The following is a 22,583-nucleotide window of genomic DNA, read 5'->3' as shown; positions in this document are numbered from 1 at the left end:
TGACAGGATGAACCGAAAATGGTGGAAAGAAGCAGTTGCGTATCAAATTTATCCAAGGAGTTTCATGGATTCCAACGGAGACGGGATTGGCGATCTTCAAGGTGTTATTCAGAAGCTGGATTATGTTCGCGATTTAGGCATCGATGTTATATGGATTTGTCCGATGTACAGATCACCTAATGACGATAATGGCTATGACATTAGTGATTATCAAGATATTATGGATGAATTCGGGACAATGGATGACTTTGATCAATTGCTAAGAGAAGTTCATCATCGAGGGATGAAACTGATTATTGATTTAGTTATTAATCATACGTCAGATGAACATCCATGGTTTGTTGAGTCAAGGTCCTCACGAGATAACCCGAAACGAGACTGGTATATTTGGCGTGACCCAAAGCCGGATGGAAGTGAGCCTAATAATTGGGAATCCATTTTTAGTGGACCAGCCTGGGAATATGATGAGTTGACAGAGCAATATTATATGCATCTCTTTTCAACGAAACAACCAGATTTGAACTGGGAAAACAAAGACGTTCGTCATGCTCTTTATAACATGATGAACTGGTGGATGGACAAAGGGGTCGATGGATTTAGAGTTGATGCCATTTCCCATATAAAGAAAATAGAGGGCCTTCCTGATTTGCCCAATCCGTATGGGCTAGATGTTGTTCCTTCGTTTGAAGGGCATATGAATCGTGAAGGAATCCATGATTTTCTTCAAGAGATGAAACATGAAACCCTGGAACAATATGATGTGATGACCGTCGGAGAAGCAAACGGTGTGAGTGTCGATCAGTCCGATTTATGGGTTGGGGAAGAAAATGGTGCTTTTAATATGGTGTTTCAATTTGAGCATCTTAGTTTGTGGGGCAAAGAAACGGGAGGACATCTTGATTTACCTGCTTTAAAAGAGACGTTAACAAAGTGGCAAAAAGGGTTAGAAGGACGAGGATGGAATGCGATGTTTCTAGAAAATCACGACCAACCGCGAAGTGTTTCTACATGGGGAGATGATCATGATTATTGGAAGGAAAGTGCCAAGGCGTTAGCGACGATGTTTTTCTTTATGCAAGGTACTCCCTTTATTTATCAAGGACAAGAAATTGGCATGACGAACGTTCGATTCGATACTATTGATGAATACGATGATGTTAGTATGAAAAATTATTATCGGATTCAGATGGAACAGGGCAACAGTCATGAAGACGTGATGAATGTTGTCTGGCAGCAAGGGCGTGATAATTCAAGAACACCTATGCAATGGAATCGAAAAAAACAAGCTGGTTTCTCATCTGCAGAACAGACATGGTTAGGTGTGAATCCGAATTACAAAAGAATTAATGTCGAGAGGCAGCAAAAAGAAAAAGGATCAATTCTGTCTCATTATAAATCGATGATCAAATTAAGAAAGTCGCATGAAGCTCTTATATATGGAGCATATGATTTGGTTTTAGATGACCATGACCAAGTCTATGCCTATACACGCACGCTTGATCATGAACAATTCTTAATTATCGTCAATATGTTCGACAGCAAAACGACATTTGAGCTCCCGTTATTAACAGAAGCTGATCAAGCAGAACTTCTCCTAGTAAGTGGAGGAAAAGGCAGGTCCAAAACAAAGCTCAACGCGTATGAAGCAAGAGTATATCGAATAAACTAGCTAGTGAGGGAACTAGCGGGGGGTCAGACCCCTCTGTAGATGTTCACCGCGGTGCCGGACTGCAGAGGGGTCTGACCCCGAAAAAAATACATATTGTATTGTTGGTCTGGGCATGTTAATATTGAAGGATGTTTAAAATTAAGTAACATGGTGAGTTTCACCAGAAAAAGGGGATTATATATTTGACAACATTTTATGATTTTAACTTGGACCCGAAAGTGGTTCGAGCAGTAACAGAAATGGGATTTGAAGAAGCAACACCAATTCAAACTGAAACCATTCCTACTGCATTAGAAGGAAAAGACATTATTGGGCAAGCGCAAACGGGCACAGGAAAAACAGGTGCATTCGGTATTCCGCTAATTAACCGTATTAATGTTGAAGAAGCACATGTTCAAGCACTTATCCTTGCCCCTACACGAGAGCTTGCGAATCAAGTCGCAGAGTCCCTCGTTACATTTGGTAAGCATAAAGGCGTTCGTACGGTTGTCGTGTATGGTGGCCAGGACATGCGTAAACAAATCACTGATTTGAAACGCAAGCCACACGTTGTAGTAGCAACACCTGGTCGCTTAATGGACCATATGAGAAGAAAGACGATTCGTTTAAACGAAGTCAACATGGTTGTCCTAGATGAAGCCGATGAAATGCTAAATATGGGCTTTGTGGAAGACATTGAGACGATCTTAAAAGAAGTACCGACAGAACGTCAAACTCTTTTATTCTCAGCGACTATGCCAAAACGAATTGAAAAACTAGCTCAGCAATTCATGTCTAACCCACAATTAATTGCGGTAAAGGCAAAAGAAGTCACGATGGAAAACATCGAGCAACAATATGTAGAAGTTCATGAAAAAGAGAAGTTTGATGTTCTAAGTCGCTTCATGGACATCCAATCTCCAGAACTTGCTATCGTATTCGGTCGTACAAAACGTCGTGTTGATGAGCTATCAGAAGCATTAATCAAACGTGGATACCGTGCAGAAGGAATTCACGGTGACTTAAACCAAGCAAAACGTGATAGTGTTCTTCGTAAGTTTAAAGGTGGGTTAATCGACGTTTTAGTAGCAACTGATGTCGCTGCACGTGGATTAGATATTAGTGGTGTTACTCACGTTTATAACTTTGATCTTCCGCAAGATCCTGAAAGCTATGTTCACCGTATTGGACGTACAGGTCGTGCAGGGAAATCAGGATTAGCTGTAACATTTGCCACTCCTCGTGAGATGGACCATGTTCGCACCATTGAGCAAATCACGAAGAAGAAAATGAACAAAGTTCAAAAGCCTACATTTGAGCAAGCAATTAAAGGGCAGCAAGACTTGGCAGTTGAACAATTACGTTCTCTAATTGCTAGTGGCGATGCAGATAGCTATCGCAAAGCTGCGAAAGATCTACTACAAGAATCAGATGCAACATCTGCTCTTGCAGCTGCTTTGAAGCTTCTGACAAAAGAGCCAGATACAACACCAATTCGTTTAACAGGCGAAGCACCATTACGTGTGAAAAAACGTCATGGCGGTGGAAGTGGTGGCGGAAAACCTTATCGCGGAGGCGGAGGCCGTCGTGAACGTGATGACCGCCGTAGAGGACAATTCCGTGGCAAAGATGATCGCGGATCTCGTCGTCAAGGTGGACGCAGTGGCGGACAAAGAAAAGCGAAAAATGCTTAATTTTAAAAAGCTGACTCTAAACAAGAGTCAGCTTTTTTTGAGGTTGTTTTGATTAAAGAATAAATACGATAGTAATGTGAATGAATTGTAAAATTGATTAGATTCTCATTAAGTATTCTTTAGAAATATTGTCCAAGACTCATGTCATTGTTATAGTAAAGAAGACTTACATCACAATATATTATTGTATACCCCCTTAGCTTTTAATTCGGCTTGAGAGAAATCTCTTGCTTCTTTTTTTAGTCTTGCGTCAAAAGTCTTAAAATATAGAAAAAAGAGATAAAAAATTATAAGAAAATTCAATATATAAGTAAGCCTTTTCATTGCTTTTGTTATGCACCCTTTAAGGAATTTGCTAGATTTTGCACTCTCATAAACTATGTGAGATTATCTGACATACCCATTGCGAAAAAGCCCGTAACATCATAAAGTAAAACATAACAAGTGGATGTCACATATCATTACATGAAAAGGAAGTGTTTAAAGATGGCAGTATCTACACCAACAAGGGAAAGCTTAGTTGCTACTATTAAGGAAACAATCGAGAAAAAGAATGTTGAACTTCTTCACGTACAATTTGTCGACATTGAGGGAACACTTAAACATGTTACAGTTACAGCTGAACAAATAGACCAAGTAATCGATGGAAAAGTGATGTTTGACGGTTCATCTATTGCTGGATTTACACCAATTAACGAATCTGATCTTTACTTAGATCCTGACTTAACTACATTTGCTGTCCTACCTTGGACGGAGCAAGAAGGCTACTCAGAAGCTCGCTTCATTTGTAGCGTAAAAAAGCCTGATGGATCTGACTTTGCTGGCGACCCGCGTAACGTTTTAAAGAAAACAGTTAAGCGTGCAAAAGATCAAGGATATTCAATTAGTGTTGGACCAGAGCTTGAGTTCTTCTTATTCAAAACAGACGAAGATGGTCAACCGACATTAGATACACAAGACAAAGGCGGATACTTCGAGCCATCTCCAAAAGATTTAGGTGAAAAAGTACGTCTTGAAATCTATAAAGCTTTGAAAATGATGAACTTCACAATTGAAGCTTCTCACCACGAAGTTGCGATTGGTCAACACGAGATCAACTTTAAATATGCAGATGCCCTAGGTTCAGCAGATGCAGCGACAACGTACAAGTGGGTTGTTAAGACAGTTGCTCAACAATTTGGTTACCATGCGACATTCATGCCAAAACCACTAGCTGGTGAAAATGGAAGTGGAATGCACGTGAACATCTCATTATTCGATGATGAGAAACAAGAAAATGCATTCTATGATGAGTCTAACGAACTTGGACTATCTGAAAAAGCATATCAGTTCATCGCTGGTTTAATGGATAATGTGAAGGATTTCGTTGCGGTAACAAATCCATTAGTAAACTCTTATAAGCGTTTAGTACCTGGATATGAAGCTCCTTGTTACATTGCATGGTCAGCATCTAACCGCTCTGCACTAATCCGTATCCCTGCAACTCGTGGCGCAGGTACTCGTGTAGAAATCCGTTGTCCAGATCCATCAGCTAACCCATACTTTGCATTTGCAGTTATTGCAGCTGCTGGGTTAGACGGAGTAGATCGTGACTTAACAGTATCTCCTGCTACAAATGCTGATATCTTCCATATGAGCAAAGAAGAGTTAGAAGCTCGTGGCATCGAAAACCTACCTACTAGCTTAGAATCTGCTCTTGAGCGTTTCGAGTCTGGTGAAATTGGGAAACAAACTTTCGGTGAGCATGCATTTAATGAGTACGTAGCATTAAAACGTGCTGAGTGTGATGACTACCGTTTAGCGGTAACAGATTGGGAAGTTAAGGCTTACCAAAACAAATTCTAATAGGTTACACATAGAGAAAAGCAGTTGAGAGTACTCTCAACTGCTTTTTGCATTACGATGCTTTTGGTTCATGCTCCATTTTCTTTTTGAAAAGCCTCTTGGTGATTTTTTGGAAGATCACTGTCTTTGATGTGGTGAAGATAAACAACCCAAGCCAAATAAAAGAAAAGGCTAGAAATTGAATCTGAGAGAATGGCTCATTGTATAAAAAGATCCCAATCATCAGCATAATGGTCGGAGCCAAATATTGAAGAAACCCAATTAATGAAAATGAAATTCGACGTGCACCAATGGCAAATAAAAGCAGTGGGATCGCCGTTACAGCTCCTGCACCTATTAACAGCCAAGTTGTTTCGTTTTGCCATGAAACAAATGCCTGGTTGTACGTTGGTTGATTGTACAACCAAGCGAGAAAGAGTAAGGCAAAAGGTGTCATCAATAACGTCTCAATCGTTAACCCGACCATGGCGCCTGCATTGACCATCTTTTTAATCAAGCCATAAATAGCAAAGCTGAATGCAAGAAATAGCGCCGCCCATGGAACGACTCCGTAGAAAAACGTCATAGTGGCCACTCCGACGAAAGCCAATCCAACGGAAAGAGATTGCCAGCGTGTAAAACGTTCTTTTAAGAAAATGGCCGCTAACAAGACGTTAATTAATGGATTAATATAATAACCTAAACTTGCTTCGATCACTCGATCACTATTGACAGCCCAAATAAAAACAAACCAGTTTAATGTAATCACACAAGATGCTAAAATAATTCCTAACGCTGTTCGGTAATGAGTAAATATATGGACAAGCTCTTTCCAACTCGAATGCAATTGTCTTTTTACAGTTAAAATAAGCATCATAATCACTAATGACCAAACAATTCGGTGAGCAAGTACTTCACCAGCTGAAACGGGTTCTAAAAGCTTCCAATACAAAGGAAGTACGCCCCAAATTAAATAAGCCCCAACCGCCGCAAATACACCTATTTGATGCTCTGATTGCTGCATATCTCTACTTCCTCTCCATTTATGTAGCTTTATTTTACACAAATTAACAGAAAAAGCCTATGAAAACTTTTCGTTTTACTAAATAAAAAGGGGAATCAGAATGAAACAAATGAAAGCAGTGATTTTTGACATGGATGGTGTGATATCCAATACCGTACCTTTACACTATGAAGTGAATAAAGAGGTGGCTAATCAGTTTGATGTCCCTTTTAACCGGCAATGGAATCAGCAATTGCAAGGATTAAGCAGACGAGTGACGGTTCAAGCCATCATTGATAAAGCTGAGGTTGTGTTGTCAGAGGAAGAATTTGAGCGGGTTTGTGATAAGAAAAATGCCCATTACATACAGTTGCTTCAAAACATGACCCCAGACGATGCGCAGCCTGGCATTTCAGCCTTTATTGAAAATGTAAAAAAGCTGGGAGTCACGATGGTTGTGGCCTCAGCAAGTCAAAACGCCTCACTCGTATTATCAAAACTTGACCTTCTTTCTTACTTTGCTGGAGTCGTTGATGTTACAACATTAAAAAGAGGGAAACCAGATCCAGAAATCTTTTTGAAAGCAGCGGAGATAGCAGGAGTGGATCCTTCTGAGTGTGTGGCGATAGAAGATGGAGAAGCGGGACTATCGGCGATTTTACAAACGGAAATGTTTTCAGTAGGTGTAGGCAGGGAACCTTCTTTAGTAAGAGCTGATTTTACCCTCTCTTCAACCGAGTATCTAACCATAGGTTCACTAGAAGAAGCATTACAGAAACAACAAAAGACCTTGTACTGTTAGTGAAAAAGTAAGACTATTTGCCAAACAATAAGAGGTACGGTACGATTGCTTAACGAAAAAAGAAAAAAGGAGCTAGGAGAAATGGCAGATCTTGATCAAACATTACGACAACAAGCTTACGCTGAGGTAGAAAAACATAAACATACGGTTGAAGCCGACCCCTATCGCTTACGTTATCATGTAATGCCTCCTGTAGGGCTTTTAAACGATCCGAATGGATTTATTCAAGTTGATGGGGTATACCATTTATTTTATCAATGGAATCCATTTAACACAGGTCATGGTGCGAAGTTTTGGGGTCATTACACAACAAAGGATCTTGTGACATGGGAGCACCATGATATTGCGTTAGCTCCAAGTGATTGGTTTGATAAAAATGGTTGTTATTCAGGAAGTGCCATTGAACATGATGGAACGCTTTACTTATTTTACACAGGTAATGTAAAAGATGAAAATAACAACCGTGAGACATACCAAGTGATGGCAACTTCTAAAGATGGCTATAAGTTTACGAAAGAAGGAGTGGTCATCAACTTACCAGAAGGGTATACACCACATTTTCGTGATCCGAAAGTATGGAAACACAAGGACCACTTTTATTTAGTGATCGGAGCACAGAGTAAAGACCTCAAGGGAAAAGCGGTACTGTTTCGTTCAACGGACTTAACAAACTGGGAGCATTTAGGAGCATTTGCAGGAGCGCATATCGGTCCTTTCCGAGAATTCGGTTATATGTGGGAATGCCCAGATTTGTTTGAATTAGATGGACAAGATGTGCTCGTCTTTTCTCCTCAAGGGTTAGAACCAAGTGGAATTTATTATCAAAATCTCTATCAAGCTGGCTATGTTGTAGGTACGTTGGATTATGATTCAGTTGAATATAATCATGGTGACTTTATAGAGCTGGATCGTGGCTTTGAATTTTATGCACCACAGACGACGGTCGATGAAAAAGGCCGCCGCATTATGATTGGCTGGCTCGGTATGCCGGAAGAACGAGAAGAGGATCACCCAACGATTGAACATAAATGGATTCATGCGATGACGTTACCTAGAGAACTAAAACTAGTAAATGGCAAGCTCTATCAACGACCAGTAGAAGAATTAAAAGAGTTACGTAAAGACGAAGTAACGTATGAGGTAGTCGAGCTTAACGAAAAGGCACAAGCATTTCAAGGGATTGAAGGCGATGCACTTGAAATCTATCTGGAGACGTTAGATACCGTAACGAGTCCGATTGCAGTTCATATTCGGAATGATGTGAATCTCGTATACAATCCTACTGATAAGTTGTTTAAGCTTGATCGAATTAGTTATGTTGATCATCAAACGGTTGAAGAGCGATTCTGTCACATCTCTCAACTAAACAATATCCGCATTTTCTTAGATATCTCATCGATTGAAGTATTTATTAATGACGGAGAAGAAGTGTTTACAGCACGCTTTTATCCTAACGTAGAAGAAAAAGGAATCTCTTTTGCAGCAGGAGCAGAAGGGACTGAGAGAGTAAAGCTTCAAGCTTGGAAGATAAAATAAAGGGAGAAGAGATCATCTAATAGATAAAGGGACACGTTAGCATGTGCTTTTATGGTTTATCTCAAAAGGTTACAACCTTTTGGGGTAAACCTTTTTGTGCATTAATTCTCAAGTAGTACCGCAAATAATATCAAAAATGGATAAATTTTCTATGCTATCATAAAGAAGAAAGGAGCAGATGGAATGAGAGATCGCTATGTAGAAGTAGTTCAACAGTCCATTTCTTACATGGAAGAACGTTTGATAGAAGATATTTCACCTGATGGAATTGCTGATTATGTCGGTTATTCTCCTTTCCATTTCCATCGCATCTTTCAATCTGTAACAGGTATCTCGATAGCGGAATATATAAGACGACGTCGTCTCACTCATGCTGCGTGCGACCTAGTGATGACGGACGAAAAAATTATCACTATCGCTATTACATACCATTTTTCATCACAGGAATCGTTCACTAGAGCATTTAAGCAATTGTTTCAAATTAGTCCAGCTAAATATCGGCGTTTTACTAGAAATTTCATTTTCGAAAAGGAGGCTATTCCAATGGAAAACGTGATGCCAAAAGGGTGGCTGCCAAGTGGATCAAACCCCTTTGATTATGAGATGGGCATCGATGTGAAGGTTGCTCATGGTGGAAGAGCATCAGGAGTGATTCGCTCAAAGAAAGATCAAATCAGTGGATTTGGTACGATGATGCAAATGTTTAAGGCGAAGAAATACCGTGAAAAAAGAATGCGATTTGCCGCTTTTGTCAAATCAGACCATGTAGAGCAGTGGGCAGGACTTTGGATGCGAGTAGATGGGGAAGCGGATGAGATACTAGCCTTTGATAATATGGAATCACGAGCAATCAAAGGAACAACGAATTGGAACCAATATGAAATTGTACTTGATATACCGACGGAAGGATCAATTATTAGTATTGGTTTACTTCTTTGTGGCTCGGGTACAGTGTGGATCGATAATATCACATTTGAAGAGGTCGATGATACAGTAGCAGTAACATCGACTAATCCAATACAAGATCTCGCTGACGAACCAATGAACTTGCAGTTTGAGCTAGATTTCAAACGAGAAAGGTCGGAAGAATCATGAGCCAAAAAAAGAAAAAGCAAGATGATAAACATTTATGGCTGCCGGATGTAATTGGCTTCTGTATTGAACTCATCATCTATGCCCCAAGATTATTGGTTCGTATCGTGAAGGGAATCTTTACTAATTAAAAAAAAGAAAAAATAATTGACGTTCCTTTATGAAAGTTGTAAACTGAAAGCGGAATCAATAGAATATGTGGGATTGTTACTGATCAAGCAGGCAAGACCTAAAATGGACAAACGCCATACGTATGTGTTGTTACGTATGTACTTTGAGCCCATTTTAGGTCTTTTTTATTGTTTTTTTGTAACTTTCCAACATGGACCATATTAAAAACAGCTTAGAAATGGGGGACATATACATCATGGATACAAAAAAAGTAGCTAGTGAACTAGTTGAACTTTTAGGCGGCAAAGAGAATGTTGTAAGCGCGACTCATTGTGCAACTCGCTTGCGAATCGTTTTACAAGATGATGATAAACCAAATAAGGCAGCGATTGAAGATCTCGATGGAGTAAAAGGAGTGTTTAGTGCATCAGGGCAGTTTCAAGTTATCTTTGGAACGGGTCTTGTTAATAAAGTATATGGGGAATTTGCCAATATAACAGGGGTTGGTGCTAAGGATACGGACGGCGGAGAAAAGCAAGTGGATCACAGTGCAGCAGCTAAAAAGAAAATGAATCCACTCGCTCGACTAGCGCGGACGCTATCGAATATTTTCGTCCCGATCATCCCAGCCATTGTAGCAAGTGGTTTGTTAATGGGACTACTCGGAATGATGACGGCGTTCGAATGGGTAGCACCAGATAGTCCGTGGATTTTGTTTCTAGATATGTTTTCAAGTGCTGCCTTTATTATTCTGCCAATCTTAATTGGTTTTAGTGCAGCAAAAGAGTTTGGCGCGAATCCATACCTAGGTGCCGTTCTTGGTGGAATTATGACACATCCTGTATTGTTAAATCCTTGGACGTTAACCGACGCGGTACCAGAGTCGATTGTCTTTTTTGGAATGAATGTTGAGTTACTTGGATACCAAGGTACGGTTATTCCAATTTTACTTGTCGTTTATATTATGAGTAAAATTGAAAAAGGCTTACGTAAAGTCGTACCAAATGCGATTGACTTACTTGTTGTTCCGTTTGTAACTGTCATTTTAACAGGATTTATTGCGATGCTATTTGTTGGTCCACTTGGTACATGGGTAGGAAATGGACTAACGTGGAGTCTTGATTACATCTATAATACAGCTGGTATTTTTGCTGGTTTGATTTTCGGTGGATTGTATTCAACGATTGTTATTACAGGGGTGCATCATAGTTTCCATGCGATTGAGGCAGCACTGATTGCTGACTTAGGTTTTAACTTCTTACTACCAATATGGGCGATGGCGAATGTAGCTCAAGGTGGTGCCGGTCTTGCGGTATTCTTCCTTACAAAGAATAAAAAAGTGAAAGAAATTGCGTTACCAGCATCATTCTCTGCTTTCCTTGGTATTACAGAGCCTGTTATCTTTGGGGTGAACTTGCGCTTCATGCGTCCATTCATCGGTGCCGCCATTGGTGGTGCACTAGGTGGAGCATACGTTGTGTTCATGAATGTGTTTGTGAATGCTTATGGTTTAACGGGTATTCCGATGATTGCGATTGCTGCTCCGTTTGGGACAGCGAACATTATCAACTATTTAGTAGGAATGCTTATTGCGACAGCTGGAGCATTTGTCGCTACATGGATCCTTGGTTTGAAAGAAGATACGACGAAAAAATAAAAGGGATTCTCGCCTTCACTTTGTGTGGAGGTGAGTTTTTTTATGAGTTCGATAAGATCATCTGTATTAGGTGGATGTGCTACACTAGAGAGTGGCAAGGAGGACTAGAATATGAGAGCAATGACAAATGATTGGAAAGAAGTAATCGGTGCGGAGTTAGAAAAAGAGTATTTTCTAAAACTTGAGCACTTTTTAAATATGGAATATCAACAGAATACGGTCTATCCACCGCAGGAGGATTTGTTTCGAGCCTTCGAATATACCCCGTATACAAAAACAAAAGTCGTCATTATAGGACAAGATCCATACCACGGTCCCAACCAAGCACACGGACTGAGCTTTTCGGTTACATCAGCAGAGAAAATACCGCCTTCGTTAAAAAATATTTATAAAGAGTTGCAATCAGATCTTGGTTGTAATATTCCTTCACATGGATCATTACTCTCTTGGGCCAAACAAGGGGTGCTATTACTAAATACGGTCTTAACGGTACGGGAAGGCGAAGCGGCTTCTCATAAAGGACAGGGGTGGGAGCTTTTTACCGATGCTGTCATACAAGCATTAAACGAAAGAGAAGAGCCTGTTGTGTTTGTTTTATGGGGCAGACATGCTCAAGCAAAAAAAGACATGATCACCAATCCTGCACATAGCATCATTGAATCTGCCCATCCAAGCCCTTTTTCTGCGCGTAAAGGCTTTTTCGGAAGTAGACCATTTTCAAAAATCAATCTTGTATTAAAGGAAAATGGTCATGATGAGATTGTTTGGGACTTGTAATTTTGTAAGATCTTACATGCAACGTATATAAAAACGGCTAACCTACACAAAAAAGAGTGTAGGTTATTTGGTGTTTTTAAATTGGCTTGTAACGCTATTAGCATTGCTATAGTAAGGGCTTTCACGTGAAATGGCTTGATTTAAAACAATGTAAGGATATCTGACAAGAGAGTAGATTCAGAATATTTCGTACGTATAATTAGAACTAACAACAGATGTTAGCTTCTCTAACGCTAACGTGTACACATTATGAAGGGGGTAAAAGAAATGACTGAATTAGCACTTATGGATAATTTATGGGTTATGATTTGCGCAGTCTTAGTTCTTTTCATGCAAGGTGGATTTATACTTTTGGAGGCAGGGTCAACGCGTATGAAAAACGCGGGTCACATTGCCGGTAAAACGATTTTCACAGTCGGGATCGCATCACTCGTTTACTGGGCTGTAGGTTGGGGGTTTGCTTACGGAGAAGGAAATGCATTTATTGGAATGTCTGATTTCTTCTTTGGAGATTTCTCAACAGCTGAGGAAGGGTTAGTTGGATCGGTTGATTTCTTCTTCCAAGTAATGTTCGCAGCAATCGCATTAACAATCGCTTTTGGTGGATTTGCAGAACGTGCAAAATTATCAGCATACATCGTTTTCGCAGTACTATTCTCAGCATTTGTTTATCCAATCGTTGCACACTGGATTTGGGGTGACGGATGGTTAGCTGACTTAGGTAAGCAAGACTTTGCAGGTTCTACAGTAGTTCACTTAACGGGGGCAATGGCAGCACTAGCAGCTACGATTTTATTAAAGCCTCGTCTTGGTAAATACAACAAAGATGGTTCAGCGAATGACTTAGCTGGTCACAACCAAGTTTATACAGCATTAGGTGTTTTAATTCTATGGGTAGGTTGGTTTGGATTTAACGCAGGTAGTACGTTAGAAGTTGCAGATGCATTCTTTGGCTATGTGGCTCTTAATACTCAATTAGCAGCAGCTGCTGGTGCAGTAGCAGCATTATTTATCGCTTGGGCTATGACAGGAAAATCAGATGTACCAACGATGTTAAACGGCGCATTAGCAGGGTTAGTTGCCATTACGGCATCTTGTGCATTCGTTGCTCCTTGGGCAGCGGTTGTAATCGGGATTGTTGGTGGACTAATCGTATTCTTCTCCATGAAATTCTTTGACAAAGCTCGTATTGATGATCCAATCTTCGCATTATCTGTTCACGGTGTAGCCGGTGTTTGGGGAACCGTTTCAACTGGTTTCTTCGCAACTCCTGAGCTTGCAGCTATGAACGGTGGTACAGCTGGTTTGTTCTACGGTGGCGGACTTAGCCAACTTGGTGTTCAAGTATTAAGTGTTGTAGCGTGTGGTGCGTTCGCATTTATCGCTTCTTACATCTTATTATTAGTAACAAAAGCAGTATGTGGCGGCTTACGTGTATCTGAGGAAGAAGAAATTGTTGGTCTTGATCTTAGTGAACATGGAAGCTACGGTTATCCTGAAAGCATGCCTGGAAACGAAAAGACAGGGGCTTAAGAATGTCAGGGGCAAAGAGTTATTCTGCCTTCAGTGATAGCGAATGGGATAAGAGCCTTCGATCTCTCTATGAGGAACGAATAAATACCATTCATAAACAGGAGCATACCTCGGCCTCACTTCAAGATCAGCATGAACAGATCATAAAAAAAGCGGTGTGTCTCGCTCTAAATAAGACAGGAAGTGAGTGGGGCGAACCGCCTGCTCACTTTGCTTTCTTTTTGATGGGAAGTGGAGGCAGACTTGAACAGTCTTTTTGGAGTGATCAAGATCATGGGCTCGTGTATGAGAGCACCAATGAAGAGGATGAGTTGTATTTTCTTCACCTTGGTAAAGAGATCGTTCATGCTTTAGAAAAAGTAGGATATAAGCGTTGTGAAGGAAATGTGATGGCATCGAATCCGAAGTGGTGTTGCTCTAGTGAAAAATGGAAGAACCAACTAAAACAATGGTTACATGAAGATAAATGGGAAACTCTTAGGTACTCATTAACTTTTATTGATGCTAGAGCTGTCTATGGAAAAACGGAATTAGTTGACCAATTGAAACAGACGTTTTTTCAAGTTGTGAGCAACAATCCTAGAATGTTAGTAAGGTTAACAGAGAATACAGGTAGGTTAAAAAAAGGAATAGGGTTGTTTAATCAACTTCTTGTTGAAACAAAAGGTGTTCATAAGGGGAAATTTGATTTTAAACAAATTGTTCTTTTTCCGTATGTAAATGGGTTAAGGTTACTTGCTGTTCAACAACATATTCTATCAAGCTCAACTGTTCATAGGTTTGAACAGGTAACGAACGAACATCTTAAGCAATCACAAAAGTCGTTTGAACAATTATTAGAGAAGCGAGTGACTTGGCAAAAAGAGATTGAGCATTACGAAAACATTCACCACCTCTCCATTGAGAATTTAAGCAAGGAAGAGCGAAAGCAAATAAAAGAATGGGTAAGAGAAGGGCATAGACTTTATCAGACTATAGAAAGGCTGTTAAAAGGGTGAATATACATGATTAATAATATGGTGCAGCTAGTAAAGCAGTTATCTAATCGGTTAAGTCCAAATGTTTATACATCCTTGCAACAGCAATCTGATGCAGCTAGGCTTTCTCATTTGCGTCAAATCCAGCGGCAATTAAAGCAAGAGGATGTTCTTGATCGCCCCATTACGGATCTTTCATTTATTATTTTCGATTTGGAGACGAGTGGGTTTTACCCTGATAAAGGTGACGGCATCCTTTCGATCGGAGCAGTAAAAATGAAAGGGTCAGAGATACTCGAAGAAGAAACGTTTTATTCAACTGTTCAATGCTCCAAAGTGCCCTCTTCAGAGATTTTGGAATTAACAGGGCTAACAGAAGAAGAGTTGAATGATTCTCCGCCATTACTTGACGTGTTGTCCGACTTTTATTCTTTCATCGGACATTCCACCTTGGTTGCACACCATGCATCACATGAGAAAAAATTTATGTCTCATGCTACATGGCAAACGCTACGAACCACATTTCAGCATCGAATTATTGATACTTCTTTTTTAACCAAAATTGTTGTTCCAGAAAGTTTAGTAACGTTAGATGAGTGCTGTGCTTATTACGACATTCCAGTACAAAAAAGGCATCACGCATTGGAAGATGCGCTGATTACCGCACAGTTGTGGCAAAAAAACATTCGCCTTGCGAAAGAGAAAGGCTTTGACACATTACGAGATGTCTACACGTATTTAGCAAAAGGTCGTATGACACAATCATAGAATGGTAACGAAGGAGGAGGGGAGCGAGTGAAGTCAGATATTCAAAGACGGCAAGCATGTTTTCCCATCCGTGTAGTAATGGAGATGACGAACTTGTCTGCCCGACAAATTCGTTATTATGAAGAACAAGGGCTGATCAAACCATCGAGAAACGAAGGAAATCAACGAATGTTTTCATTAGATGACATCGAGAAATTCCAAGAAATTAAATCCCTTATTCAGCAAGGAGTAAATATCGCAGGCGTCAAAGCAATTTTTGCTTCGCGTGAACAAAAAGAAGGAACTGACTAGGAACTTGGTCAGCTCCTTCTTTTTGTTAGGGGAAGCACTATGCTAGAATGAGAAGGAATGAAAAAGGCGAACTTCCTTTTGCATTCCTTCGAAGCGCTGAGCGGAGCCCCCGTAAAGGTTTCAAGGCTTTTTGAGTGGGTTTCTCAAAAAGGCGCACGGGGAGTGGAGCCAGTGCAGGATGTTGGCAGGTAATAAGGTGAAAAAGGCGAACAAGAAGGATGATGTTTTTTCATTGGGACAAGTGGACTGTAGATTCGCTATTTGAATGAAATAAGCGAATGAGAGCAGGAAAAGGACACAGGGTTCGCTATTCGGTTAATTTTTAGGTAATAACACATGAAGCCCCCTACAATAAGGTCTTCTGAGTCCGGAACTACCGTGAAAAGAACACTTTTAAAGGAAAATAGAGTCCCTGTAGTCCACTAAAAGACTTAAAAGGACTGTAGATTCGCTATTTTTACGAAATAAGCAGATGAGTAAAAGAAAAGGACGCAGGGTTCGCTATTGAGCTAATAAATAGGTGAAATCACATGAAACCCCCGCAATAAGGTCTTCTGAGTCCGGAACCACCGTGAAAAGGACATCTTTTGAAGAATAGCGGCTGTGGTGTCCGCAAAGGCCCACAGCGCGGAAGAAGAACAGGGGACAACGTGTCTGCACTTAGAGAGAGTAAAGCATATACTCAACTACAAAAAATTAAAGTGAGGCGAAGACGATGAATATTCCAGCAAATCAAATTTGCGACCATATAGAAGGACAAACGTCAAAACTACGAAGAGCCATTTCAGAAGGAGATCAGGCTGCTGTGCGAGAAGCGACAGCCGTGATCGAAGCGTACTGTCAGTTACTGAAAGGGACTGCTCCGACACCGATTCAAAAGCAAGCACCACAACAGCCCGTCATCCAGCAAAATTATGCGACACCGCAACCGCAAGCGGCAACGTACGCAAAGCCTCTCGTCCATAATGGAGGAGAAATAGAGGAGAAAGACCGCAACATTCTTGATTTCTAAAGCTGGTCGTTTCTCCATTCGACTAACACAGCATAATCTAGTGATTCGTCATCTTCAAGATAGTTTGGCATAACTTGAAGGGGGTGAAGGCCTTGTTTTAACATAAAAGTTAGGACCAAGTCTTTGATCTCGCCTTTTTCAACAGCCTTTACATAACTTTCTGCATCAAGTCGGTCGGCATGTTCATGATAGTTAGGGATGCGACATCCTGCAATAAATCGTTTCAACCCTAACTGGCGGACCGTATCTTTTCTGGCTTCATACAGAGCACCTGCAATCCCTTTGCCGCGGTAACTTGGTCTAACGCACAAATCAATTCCGTACAAGCTATCGCCATTTGGATTATGGCTTTTGCGGATGTAGCCATCATCGGCAACTTCTTCCCATGTATGAGGTTTTCCGTCAAAAGCGATAAGCAGTGAAGTGGCAGAGCCCACAACAACACCATCTATTTCGGCAAGCAGGGCACCTTCTGGAAATGTTGTGACATGGGCTTCAATTTGCTCACGATTCCACCATAAATCCTCAGGGAATGGAGGGGGAAATGCTTCTTTTTGAACATCTAATAGCGATTCGAAATCAGTCATTTTATATGGACGAACGTTGACTTTGCTCATAGGATCATCCTCCTTTTTTATTTATTGTATAGAAACACAAAGGAGATTTCACGTAAGACGATGGAAAAGGTAACAAAGAAACGTCTCAGTCGGTTTTCGGGTATGTTTGTGGTAAAATTTGCATGAGTTCGTTAAGAAAAGGAGTCGAAGAACATTGGCAAAATTGTTTCTTTTAATAGGTAGCGTTGTGATGGGCCTTTCCGTTGCAATTGGTGCGTTTGGAGCACATGGACTAGAGCCAAGGTTAACTGAGCGCATGATGAAAAATTATCAAACAGGTGTGCAATATCATATGATTCATGGACTCGCTATTCTTGCTGTTGGAGTTATTGCCTTAAAGTTTCCTCTTCCGGGGTTAAATGGAGCTGGATGGAGTTTTCTGATAGGAATTGTGCTGTTCTCCGGAAGTTTATATGCGATGGCTTTAACGGGAGTCACCAAGCTTGGCGCGATTACCCCGATTGGTGGGCTCGCTTTTATTGTTGGATGGGTGTTGTTAGGTTTAGCTGTCCTAAGAGGATTATAATGAACTGAAGGGCAACTCACGAGGAGTTGCCCTTTTTCTATTATGTTATGTTATGAGCCGTTTGGACGTGGCGAATATGTTGCAAGAGGAGGTGCAACTTGCCCAAATGGATAATCATACTCAATTGGTTCATCAAATTCTACGTAATCAAGGTTCACCATGAGCAGTAAGTAATGAGTTTGGTCTTCAAAGTCACCGACAACAATGTGGTCACGACCAGCTTCTTCTACAATTCCTCTAAATACTCTCGCATTCCACTCTGGATTGTTTTCAAATGTCATGTAAAATGTAGCGGCTTTCCCACGATTTAAGCGAAGAATGTTCTCAATAAACGATTGCTCAAGTGGAAGCATACCTTCTTGTTGGGCAAAGAATTGCTGTGGAGTCATTCCAGGAAATGGCTGTGGCTGCTGCGTGATCCCGGGAACGTGTTGAAATTGATATTGTTGAGCTGATTGGTAAGGCAGTTGGCCTGTTGGTTGAGCAGTTGGTGGTTGCTGTTGTTGTTGATGTTGATGTTGAGGGAATCCTTGCTGTTGACCAAATCCTGTTGTTCCTTGCTGTTGTGGATACCATGGTTGTTGATACACGATTGATCGCCCCTTTTAGTTTTAATTAAAACGTACCAAATACTTCCTGACAGTCCGCTGGCAATGGCTGATAAAAGCAGTGCAGTTTATATCGACCTGTGTTCCATTGCCCCCACCATTGTGCTGGACATGACCCTTCTGGCCGGAAAAACCATAAAGAGAATTCAGCCGGATGAAACCTCTCACCATTAATAACACGGCGTGCCAAACGCCGATCTTTTTCCCGTGCATGTTGGTAAAAATAACTTTTTTGAACAGCCTCAAACCCACCTGGAGATTGGAAAGCCATATGAGGAATCGTATTAACATTTCCAAAGTCCATACAACGAACTCTAGTACGATTCACCATCACATTTCCGGCCATCAGCATTCCAAGTTCTCCTTCGCCTTCTGCCTCTGCTCGCATCAATCTAGCGAGCATATCGATATCACTTGAGTTGACATTAATAACAGCCATCTCTTCACCTCCTATCAAAGTTGACCTTTCTTAGATGTAAGTAAGAGATATGAATTGAAAACTGCATCCAAAGTAAAAAAGGATGATTTGCCGTAGGCGGTGCAGTTACTTCACTATATGACTCATAAAAGGGGCGTATGCATATGTTTTTTTTGTGAAGGGTTCGCTTGCGGTTTGGTATCCTTATATCTCTGCCATCATGAAAGGTGTCAATAATGAAAAAACCACATCTACAAATAGATGTGGTCATTTTACAATTATATGTGGAAAAATCTAGATAAGTGACTAGGGTTGAGGATATTTCCGACATAGAACGATCCGAATTCACCGTAGCGTGCCGACACTTCGTCAAAGCGCATTTCATAAACAAGCTTTTTAAATTGAAGAACATCGTCCGTAAACAATGTAACGCCCCATTCCCAATCGTCAAAACCAACAGATCCGGTAATAACTTGCTTCACTTTGCCAGCATAGCTACGCCCGATCATGCCGTGGCTGCGCATAAGGGAACGACGATCTTCCATTGGAAGCATGTACCAGTTATCATCACCATCACGGCGCTTGTCCATTGGGTAAAAGCAAACATGATTGGCTTTTGGTAGTTGAGGGTAAAGACGTGAACGCACATGTGGATTTTGATAAGGATCCTCGTCGCTTTCCCCAGCCATATAATTGCTCAATTCAACGACAGAGACGTAAGAATACGTCGGAATCGTAAACTCAGCAAGACGACTTTTATTAAAAATGGTTTCAATTTCATTTAATTCTTCCATCGTTGGACGCAAAATCATTAGCATAAAATCTGCTTTTTGACCAACAATCGAGTAAAGAGCATGGCTTCCTTGCTCATTTGCTTCGGTTTGCTCCCACTTATCGATCATGGAGTGGAATTCAGCTAAAATTTGCTCGCGTTCTTCAGTTGAGATGGTTTTCCAAGCAGGCCAATTGATTGTACGGAAATCATGTAGGCAATACCAACCATCTAACGTAATTGCAGCTTCACTCATGTAAAACAACTCCTTTTTTGTTCAGAACTCGTTTCAAATATGTAATCAACGATACTATACCATATTTAAAACGCTGAAGCCATGAACGGAGCTCCTCTTACGAATGAGAAGTGTCTAATTTGTTACTACTTTTTTAAAAATTGTAAAATAGCGGCCTTATGCTCTTTTGTTTCTCCTGCTTGTCGTTGAGCGTTTACTTCCATTTGCAACATATCATCTAAGTTATGTTCAAAACTTTGACGAAAGTTTTGCTTCATAAGTGAAAATGCAGTTGGAGGTAAATGGGTTAAAGACGTAATGAAGGGGGCAGGATCACCGATCTGATTGATCAAGTTCATGCGTTCGGCTTTCTCAGCAGAAATGATCGTCCCTAGCGCAAGTTCCATCGAATTTGAAAGCCCAACAAGACGAGGCAGGAAATAGGAGGCTCCCGCATCAGGAACAAGGCCAATTTTCAGGAACCCAAGCCCCATTTTGGCATCCTCTGTCGCTATGCGATAATCGCAAGCTAAAGCAAGGCTTAAACCTGCTCCAACGGCGATGCCATTTATATAAGCAAGAACGGGTTTCTCCGTAGAGACAATGAGGCGAATGAGACGGTTGTATTGTTCCTCTAAAAAGGTCCCATAATCAAATGTTTCAAGTTCCTCTAACGGAATGCTTTTTAGATCAGCTCCGGCAGAAAAAGCATTTTGAGACCCCTGAAGAACAATGACTTTTACCAAATCATCATTTTGAGCGTTTTCAAATGATTGATAAAGTTCATTAAGCATAGCTTTGCTTAAGGCGTTTTTTACTTCAGGACGATTCATGGTAATAGTAGCAATCTGATTTTCCACTTTGTACAATACGGCAATATGTTTAGTCAAAATCGTTCCCCCTATCTAAAAATGAATGGTCGTTCACTTACTGGTAATATCAGTTCGACACATAACAGAGGAATCCTTTGGCTATCCTATAAGTAATGTTAGAAAAGACGAAAAATGCTAATGTAATAAGTATGTAAGCGAAAACATAGTGATTTTTAGAAAAATTAACACTTTAGTGAACTTGACAAATATGGTTCCTTTTTGCATACAAGAGGAGTATCCTTAGCATATAATAAAAGGTAGCAGAAGACTTAGGGGGAATCTATTTTGAGTAATCTTTTTTCGGAAATAAAAGCACAAGTCGAAAGGCACAATCCAACGATTGTTCTACCTGAGGGTACAGATGAGCGAGTATTGGAAGCAGCGGCGAATTTGGCTAAAGATAAAGTTGTTCAACCAATTTTAATTGGAAACGAAGCGGAAGTTCGTGCAAAAGCGGCTGAGCATAAAATTGAATTAGGAAATGTAACGATTTTAGATCCTCATACGTATGCAGGAATGGATGAAATGGTTTCAGCATTTGTTGAGCGTAGAAAAGGAAAAGAAACAGAAGAATCTGCTCGAAAGCTTCTTCTTGATGTGAACTACTTTGGTACAATGCTTGTTTACCTTGAAAAAGCGGACGGACTAGTAAGTGGTGCGGCGCACTCAACAGGAGATACGGTACGTCCTGCACTGCAAATCATTAAAACTCAACCAGGAATTAAGCGAACTTCAGGTGTATTCGTCATGGTTAAAGAAAATCAAAAATTTGTATTCGGTGACTGCGCAATTAACATTGCACCAAATAGTGAAGAGCTAGCTGAAATTGCGATTGCAACAGCTGAAACGGCAAAAGTATTCGGCTTAGATCCAAAAGTAGCGATGCTAAGCTTCTCAACAAAAGGATCGGCATCATCAATTGAGACGAAAAAAGTTTCAGAAGCAACGAAACTCGCTCAAAAAACAAGACCAGATTTAGTCATTGACGGTGAATTCCAATTCGACGCAGCGTTTGTTCCTGCTGTTGCTCAGAAAAAAGCACCAGATTCACCGCTTCAAGGTCAAGCGAATGTGTTCATTTTCCCAAGCTTAGAATCAGGAAACCTTGGATACAAAATCGCTCAACGCCTTGGCGGATATGACGCAATTGGACCGATCTTGCAAGGTCTAAACAAACCAGTAAATGACTTATCACGCGGGTGTAACGCTGCTGATGTTTATAAACTTTCACTTATCACAGCTATGCAAGCTATTAACCAAAGAGTGATGAGCTAAGAGATGAGAAAAGGCCGATTATCGGCCTTTTCTTTTTTGTAGTGATAATGGTGATGATCGCGAGTGCGGAGTGTGGCTCATTTTTGATGGTTGCGGTAGTGAATGGGAGAGGGAGTGGTGTTGACGGCCTCAAAAGGGTGTGTTGGTATGTCAACACTAAATCAAACAATCTTTTTAAGGGCTACGTTTCGATAGCTTACTGGACTTAAATACCCCAGTGCACTGTGCGAACGGATATTATTGTACCAATTGATATAATCGAAAAGTTCAAGTTCTAGGTGGTTAAGGGAGTGGAAATGCTCTCCATTGATTAGTTCTGTTTTTAAAATCTTAAATGTCGCTTCTGCCACCGCATTATCATAAGGGTTTCCTTTATGACTCAATGAACGTTCAATCTCATATTCACTTAATAGTTCATCAATGGCTACGTTTTTGAACTCAGATCCGCGATCTGTATGAAATAGTTTTACATGCTCTAATGGCCGATTAATGGTTGCGAAGGCACGTTGAACTAGAGCTGCGTCTTTGCGTTTTC

At 40.6% G+C, this 22,583-nt stretch carries 22 protein-coding genes and 1 pseudogene; 16 read left to right on the top strand and 7 right to left on the bottom strand.

What is annotated here, in order from left to right:
- The first annotated feature begins 7 nt into the window (after positions 1-7).
- From N0O92_RS17015 to glnA, 3 genes are all read left to right on the top strand, one after another.
- The gene (locus tag N0O92_RS17015) at positions 8-1,669 is read left to right on the top strand and encodes a glycoside hydrolase family 13 protein (RefSeq protein ID WP_315615860.1); all 1,662 of its coding nucleotides are present in this window, start codon (positions 8-10) and stop codon (positions 1,667-1,669) included.
- A gap of 182 nt (positions 1,670-1,851) precedes the next feature.
- Positions 1,852-3,342, top strand: a complete 1,491-nt coding sequence (gene cshA / locus N0O92_RS17010; RefSeq protein WP_315615859.1) for a degradosome RNA helicase CshA — start codon at positions 1,852-1,854, stop codon at positions 3,340-3,342.
- Between the two features lie 486 nt (positions 3,343-3,828).
- Complete coding sequence (gene glnA / locus N0O92_RS17005) at positions 3,829-5,187, top strand: type I glutamate--ammonia ligase (RefSeq protein ID WP_315615858.1); 1,359 nt, start codon at positions 3,829-3,831, stop codon at positions 5,185-5,187.
- Positions 5,188-5,239: 52 nt separating this feature from the next.
- Here glnA and rarD read toward each other — a convergent pair whose 3' ends face one another.
- Positions 5,240-6,190, bottom strand: a complete 951-nt coding sequence (rarD, locus tag N0O92_RS17000) for an EamA family transporter RarD (protein ID WP_315615857.1) — start codon at positions 6,188-6,190, stop codon at positions 5,240-5,242.
- A gap of 100 nt (positions 6,191-6,290) precedes the next feature.
- Here rarD and pgmB point away from each other — a divergent pair, with 100 nt between their 5' ends.
- The 11 genes and pseudogenes from pgmB to N0O92_RS16945 all read left to right on the top strand — a co-directional run bounded on the left by pgmB (position 6,291) and on the right by N0O92_RS16945 (position 16,725).
- A complete protein-coding gene (gene pgmB / locus N0O92_RS16995) occupies positions 6,291-6,971 on the top strand; it encodes a beta-phosphoglucomutase (protein ID WP_315615856.1) in 681 nt (226 codons plus the stop codon).
- 81 nt (positions 6,972-7,052) lie between these two features.
- A complete protein-coding gene (locus tag N0O92_RS16990) occupies positions 7,053-8,507 on the top strand; it encodes a glycoside hydrolase family 32 protein (protein ID WP_315615855.1) in 1,455 nt (484 codons plus the stop codon).
- Between the two features lie 183 nt (positions 8,508-8,690).
- Positions 8,691-9,602 (top strand): helix-turn-helix transcriptional regulator, encoded by a 912-nt coding sequence (locus N0O92_RS16985; protein WP_315615854.1) that lies wholly within the window; start codon positions 8,691-8,693, stop codon positions 9,600-9,602.
- Positions 9,599-9,730 carry a hypothetical protein gene (locus N0O92_RS16980; protein WP_315615853.1) on the top strand — a complete coding sequence of 44 codons (132 nt, stop codon included), beginning with the start codon at positions 9,599-9,601 and terminating at the stop codon, positions 9,728-9,730. Before N0O92_RS16985 ends, N0O92_RS16980 begins: the two co-directional genes overlap by 4 nt.
- Positions 9,731-9,966: 236 nt before the next feature.
- The gene (locus N0O92_RS16975) at positions 9,967-11,367 is read left to right on the top strand and encodes a sucrose-specific PTS transporter subunit IIBC (RefSeq protein ID WP_315615852.1); all 1,401 of its coding nucleotides are present in this window, start codon (positions 9,967-9,969) and stop codon (positions 11,365-11,367) included.
- 111 nt (positions 11,368-11,478) lie between these two features.
- Entirely contained in the window at positions 11,479-12,144 is a 666-nt protein-coding gene (locus N0O92_RS16970) for a uracil-DNA glycosylase (protein ID WP_315615851.1), read from the top strand.
- 267 nt (positions 12,145-12,411) lie between these two features.
- Positions 12,412-13,677: an ammonium transporter gene (locus N0O92_RS16965; RefSeq protein ID WP_315615850.1), complete on the top strand. Its 1,266-nt coding sequence runs from the start codon at positions 12,412-12,414 to the stop codon at positions 13,675-13,677.
- Between the two features lie 2 nt (positions 13,678-13,679).
- The gene (locus tag N0O92_RS16960; RefSeq protein WP_315615849.1) at positions 13,680-14,675 is read left to right on the top strand and encodes a DUF294 nucleotidyltransferase-like domain-containing protein; all 996 of its coding nucleotides are present in this window, start codon (positions 13,680-13,682) and stop codon (positions 14,673-14,675) included.
- A gap of 6 nt (positions 14,676-14,681) precedes the next feature.
- Positions 14,682-15,422: a 3'-5' exonuclease gene (locus N0O92_RS16955; protein WP_315615848.1), complete on the top strand. Its 741-nt coding sequence runs from the start codon at positions 14,682-14,684 to the stop codon at positions 15,420-15,422.
- 27 nt (positions 15,423-15,449) lie between these two features.
- A pseudogene (locus tag N0O92_RS16950) lies at positions 15,450-15,698 on the top strand (MerR family transcriptional regulator); the annotation flags it as partial.
- Between the two features lie 730 nt (positions 15,699-16,428).
- Complete coding sequence (locus N0O92_RS16945; RefSeq protein WP_315615847.1) at positions 16,429-16,725, top strand: DUF5327 family protein; 297 nt, start codon at positions 16,429-16,431, stop codon at positions 16,723-16,725.
- Here N0O92_RS16945 and N0O92_RS16940 read toward each other — a convergent pair.
- Positions 16,722-17,342, bottom strand: a complete 621-nt coding sequence (locus N0O92_RS16940) for a GNAT family N-acetyltransferase (protein WP_315615846.1) — start codon at positions 17,340-17,342, stop codon at positions 16,722-16,724. The two genes, N0O92_RS16945 and N0O92_RS16940, sit on opposite strands and share 4 nt — an antisense overlap.
- A gap of 154 nt (positions 17,343-17,496) precedes the next feature.
- Here N0O92_RS16940 and N0O92_RS16935 point away from each other — a divergent pair, with 154 nt between their 5' ends.
- Positions 17,497-17,868, top strand: a complete 372-nt coding sequence (locus N0O92_RS16935; protein WP_315615845.1) for a DUF423 domain-containing protein — start codon at positions 17,497-17,499, stop codon at positions 17,866-17,868.
- 50 nt (positions 17,869-17,918) lie between these two features.
- Here N0O92_RS16935 and gerQ read toward each other — a convergent pair whose 3' ends face one another.
- The 4 genes from gerQ to N0O92_RS16915 form a co-directional block, all read right to left on the bottom strand.
- On the bottom strand, positions 17,919-18,458 hold the full coding sequence (gene gerQ / locus N0O92_RS16930; protein WP_315615844.1) for a spore coat protein GerQ: 540 nt from the start codon (positions 18,456-18,458) through the stop codon (positions 17,919-17,921).
- Between the two features lie 25 nt (positions 18,459-18,483).
- The gene (locus N0O92_RS16925; protein WP_315615843.1) at positions 18,484-18,915 is read right to left on the bottom strand and encodes a cell wall hydrolase; all 432 of its coding nucleotides are present in this window, start codon (positions 18,913-18,915) and stop codon (positions 18,484-18,486) included.
- 257 nt (positions 18,916-19,172) lie between these two features.
- Entirely contained in the window at positions 19,173-19,922 is a 750-nt protein-coding gene (gene hemQ, locus N0O92_RS16920) for a hydrogen peroxide-dependent heme synthase (RefSeq protein ID WP_315615842.1), read from the bottom strand.
- Positions 19,923-20,047: 125 nt separating this feature from the next.
- Positions 20,048-20,791: an enoyl-CoA hydratase/isomerase family protein gene (locus tag N0O92_RS16915; protein ID WP_315615841.1), complete on the bottom strand. Its 744-nt coding sequence runs from the start codon at positions 20,789-20,791 to the stop codon at positions 20,048-20,050.
- A 267-nt stretch (positions 20,792-21,058) separates the two neighbouring features.
- Here N0O92_RS16915 and pta point away from each other — a divergent pair, with 267 nt between their 5' ends.
- The gene (gene pta, locus N0O92_RS16910; RefSeq protein ID WP_315615840.1) at positions 21,059-22,048 is read left to right on the top strand and encodes a phosphate acetyltransferase; all 990 of its coding nucleotides are present in this window, start codon (positions 21,059-21,061) and stop codon (positions 22,046-22,048) included.
- A gap of 161 nt (positions 22,049-22,209) precedes the next feature.
- On the opposite strand, the gene N0O92_RS16905 is transcribed toward pta, so the two are convergent.
- Positions 22,210-22,583 (bottom strand): IS3 family transposase (locus N0O92_RS16905; RefSeq protein WP_315615839.1); only part of this gene is annotated, 374 nt, incomplete at its 5' end.

Source organism: Alkalihalobacillus sp. MEB130, assembly GCF_032335535.1.
Classification (GTDB): Bacteria; Bacillota; Bacilli; order Bacillales; family Bacillaceae_D; genus Halalkalibacter.
This window is presented reverse-complemented; position numbering and strand designations above follow the sequence as displayed.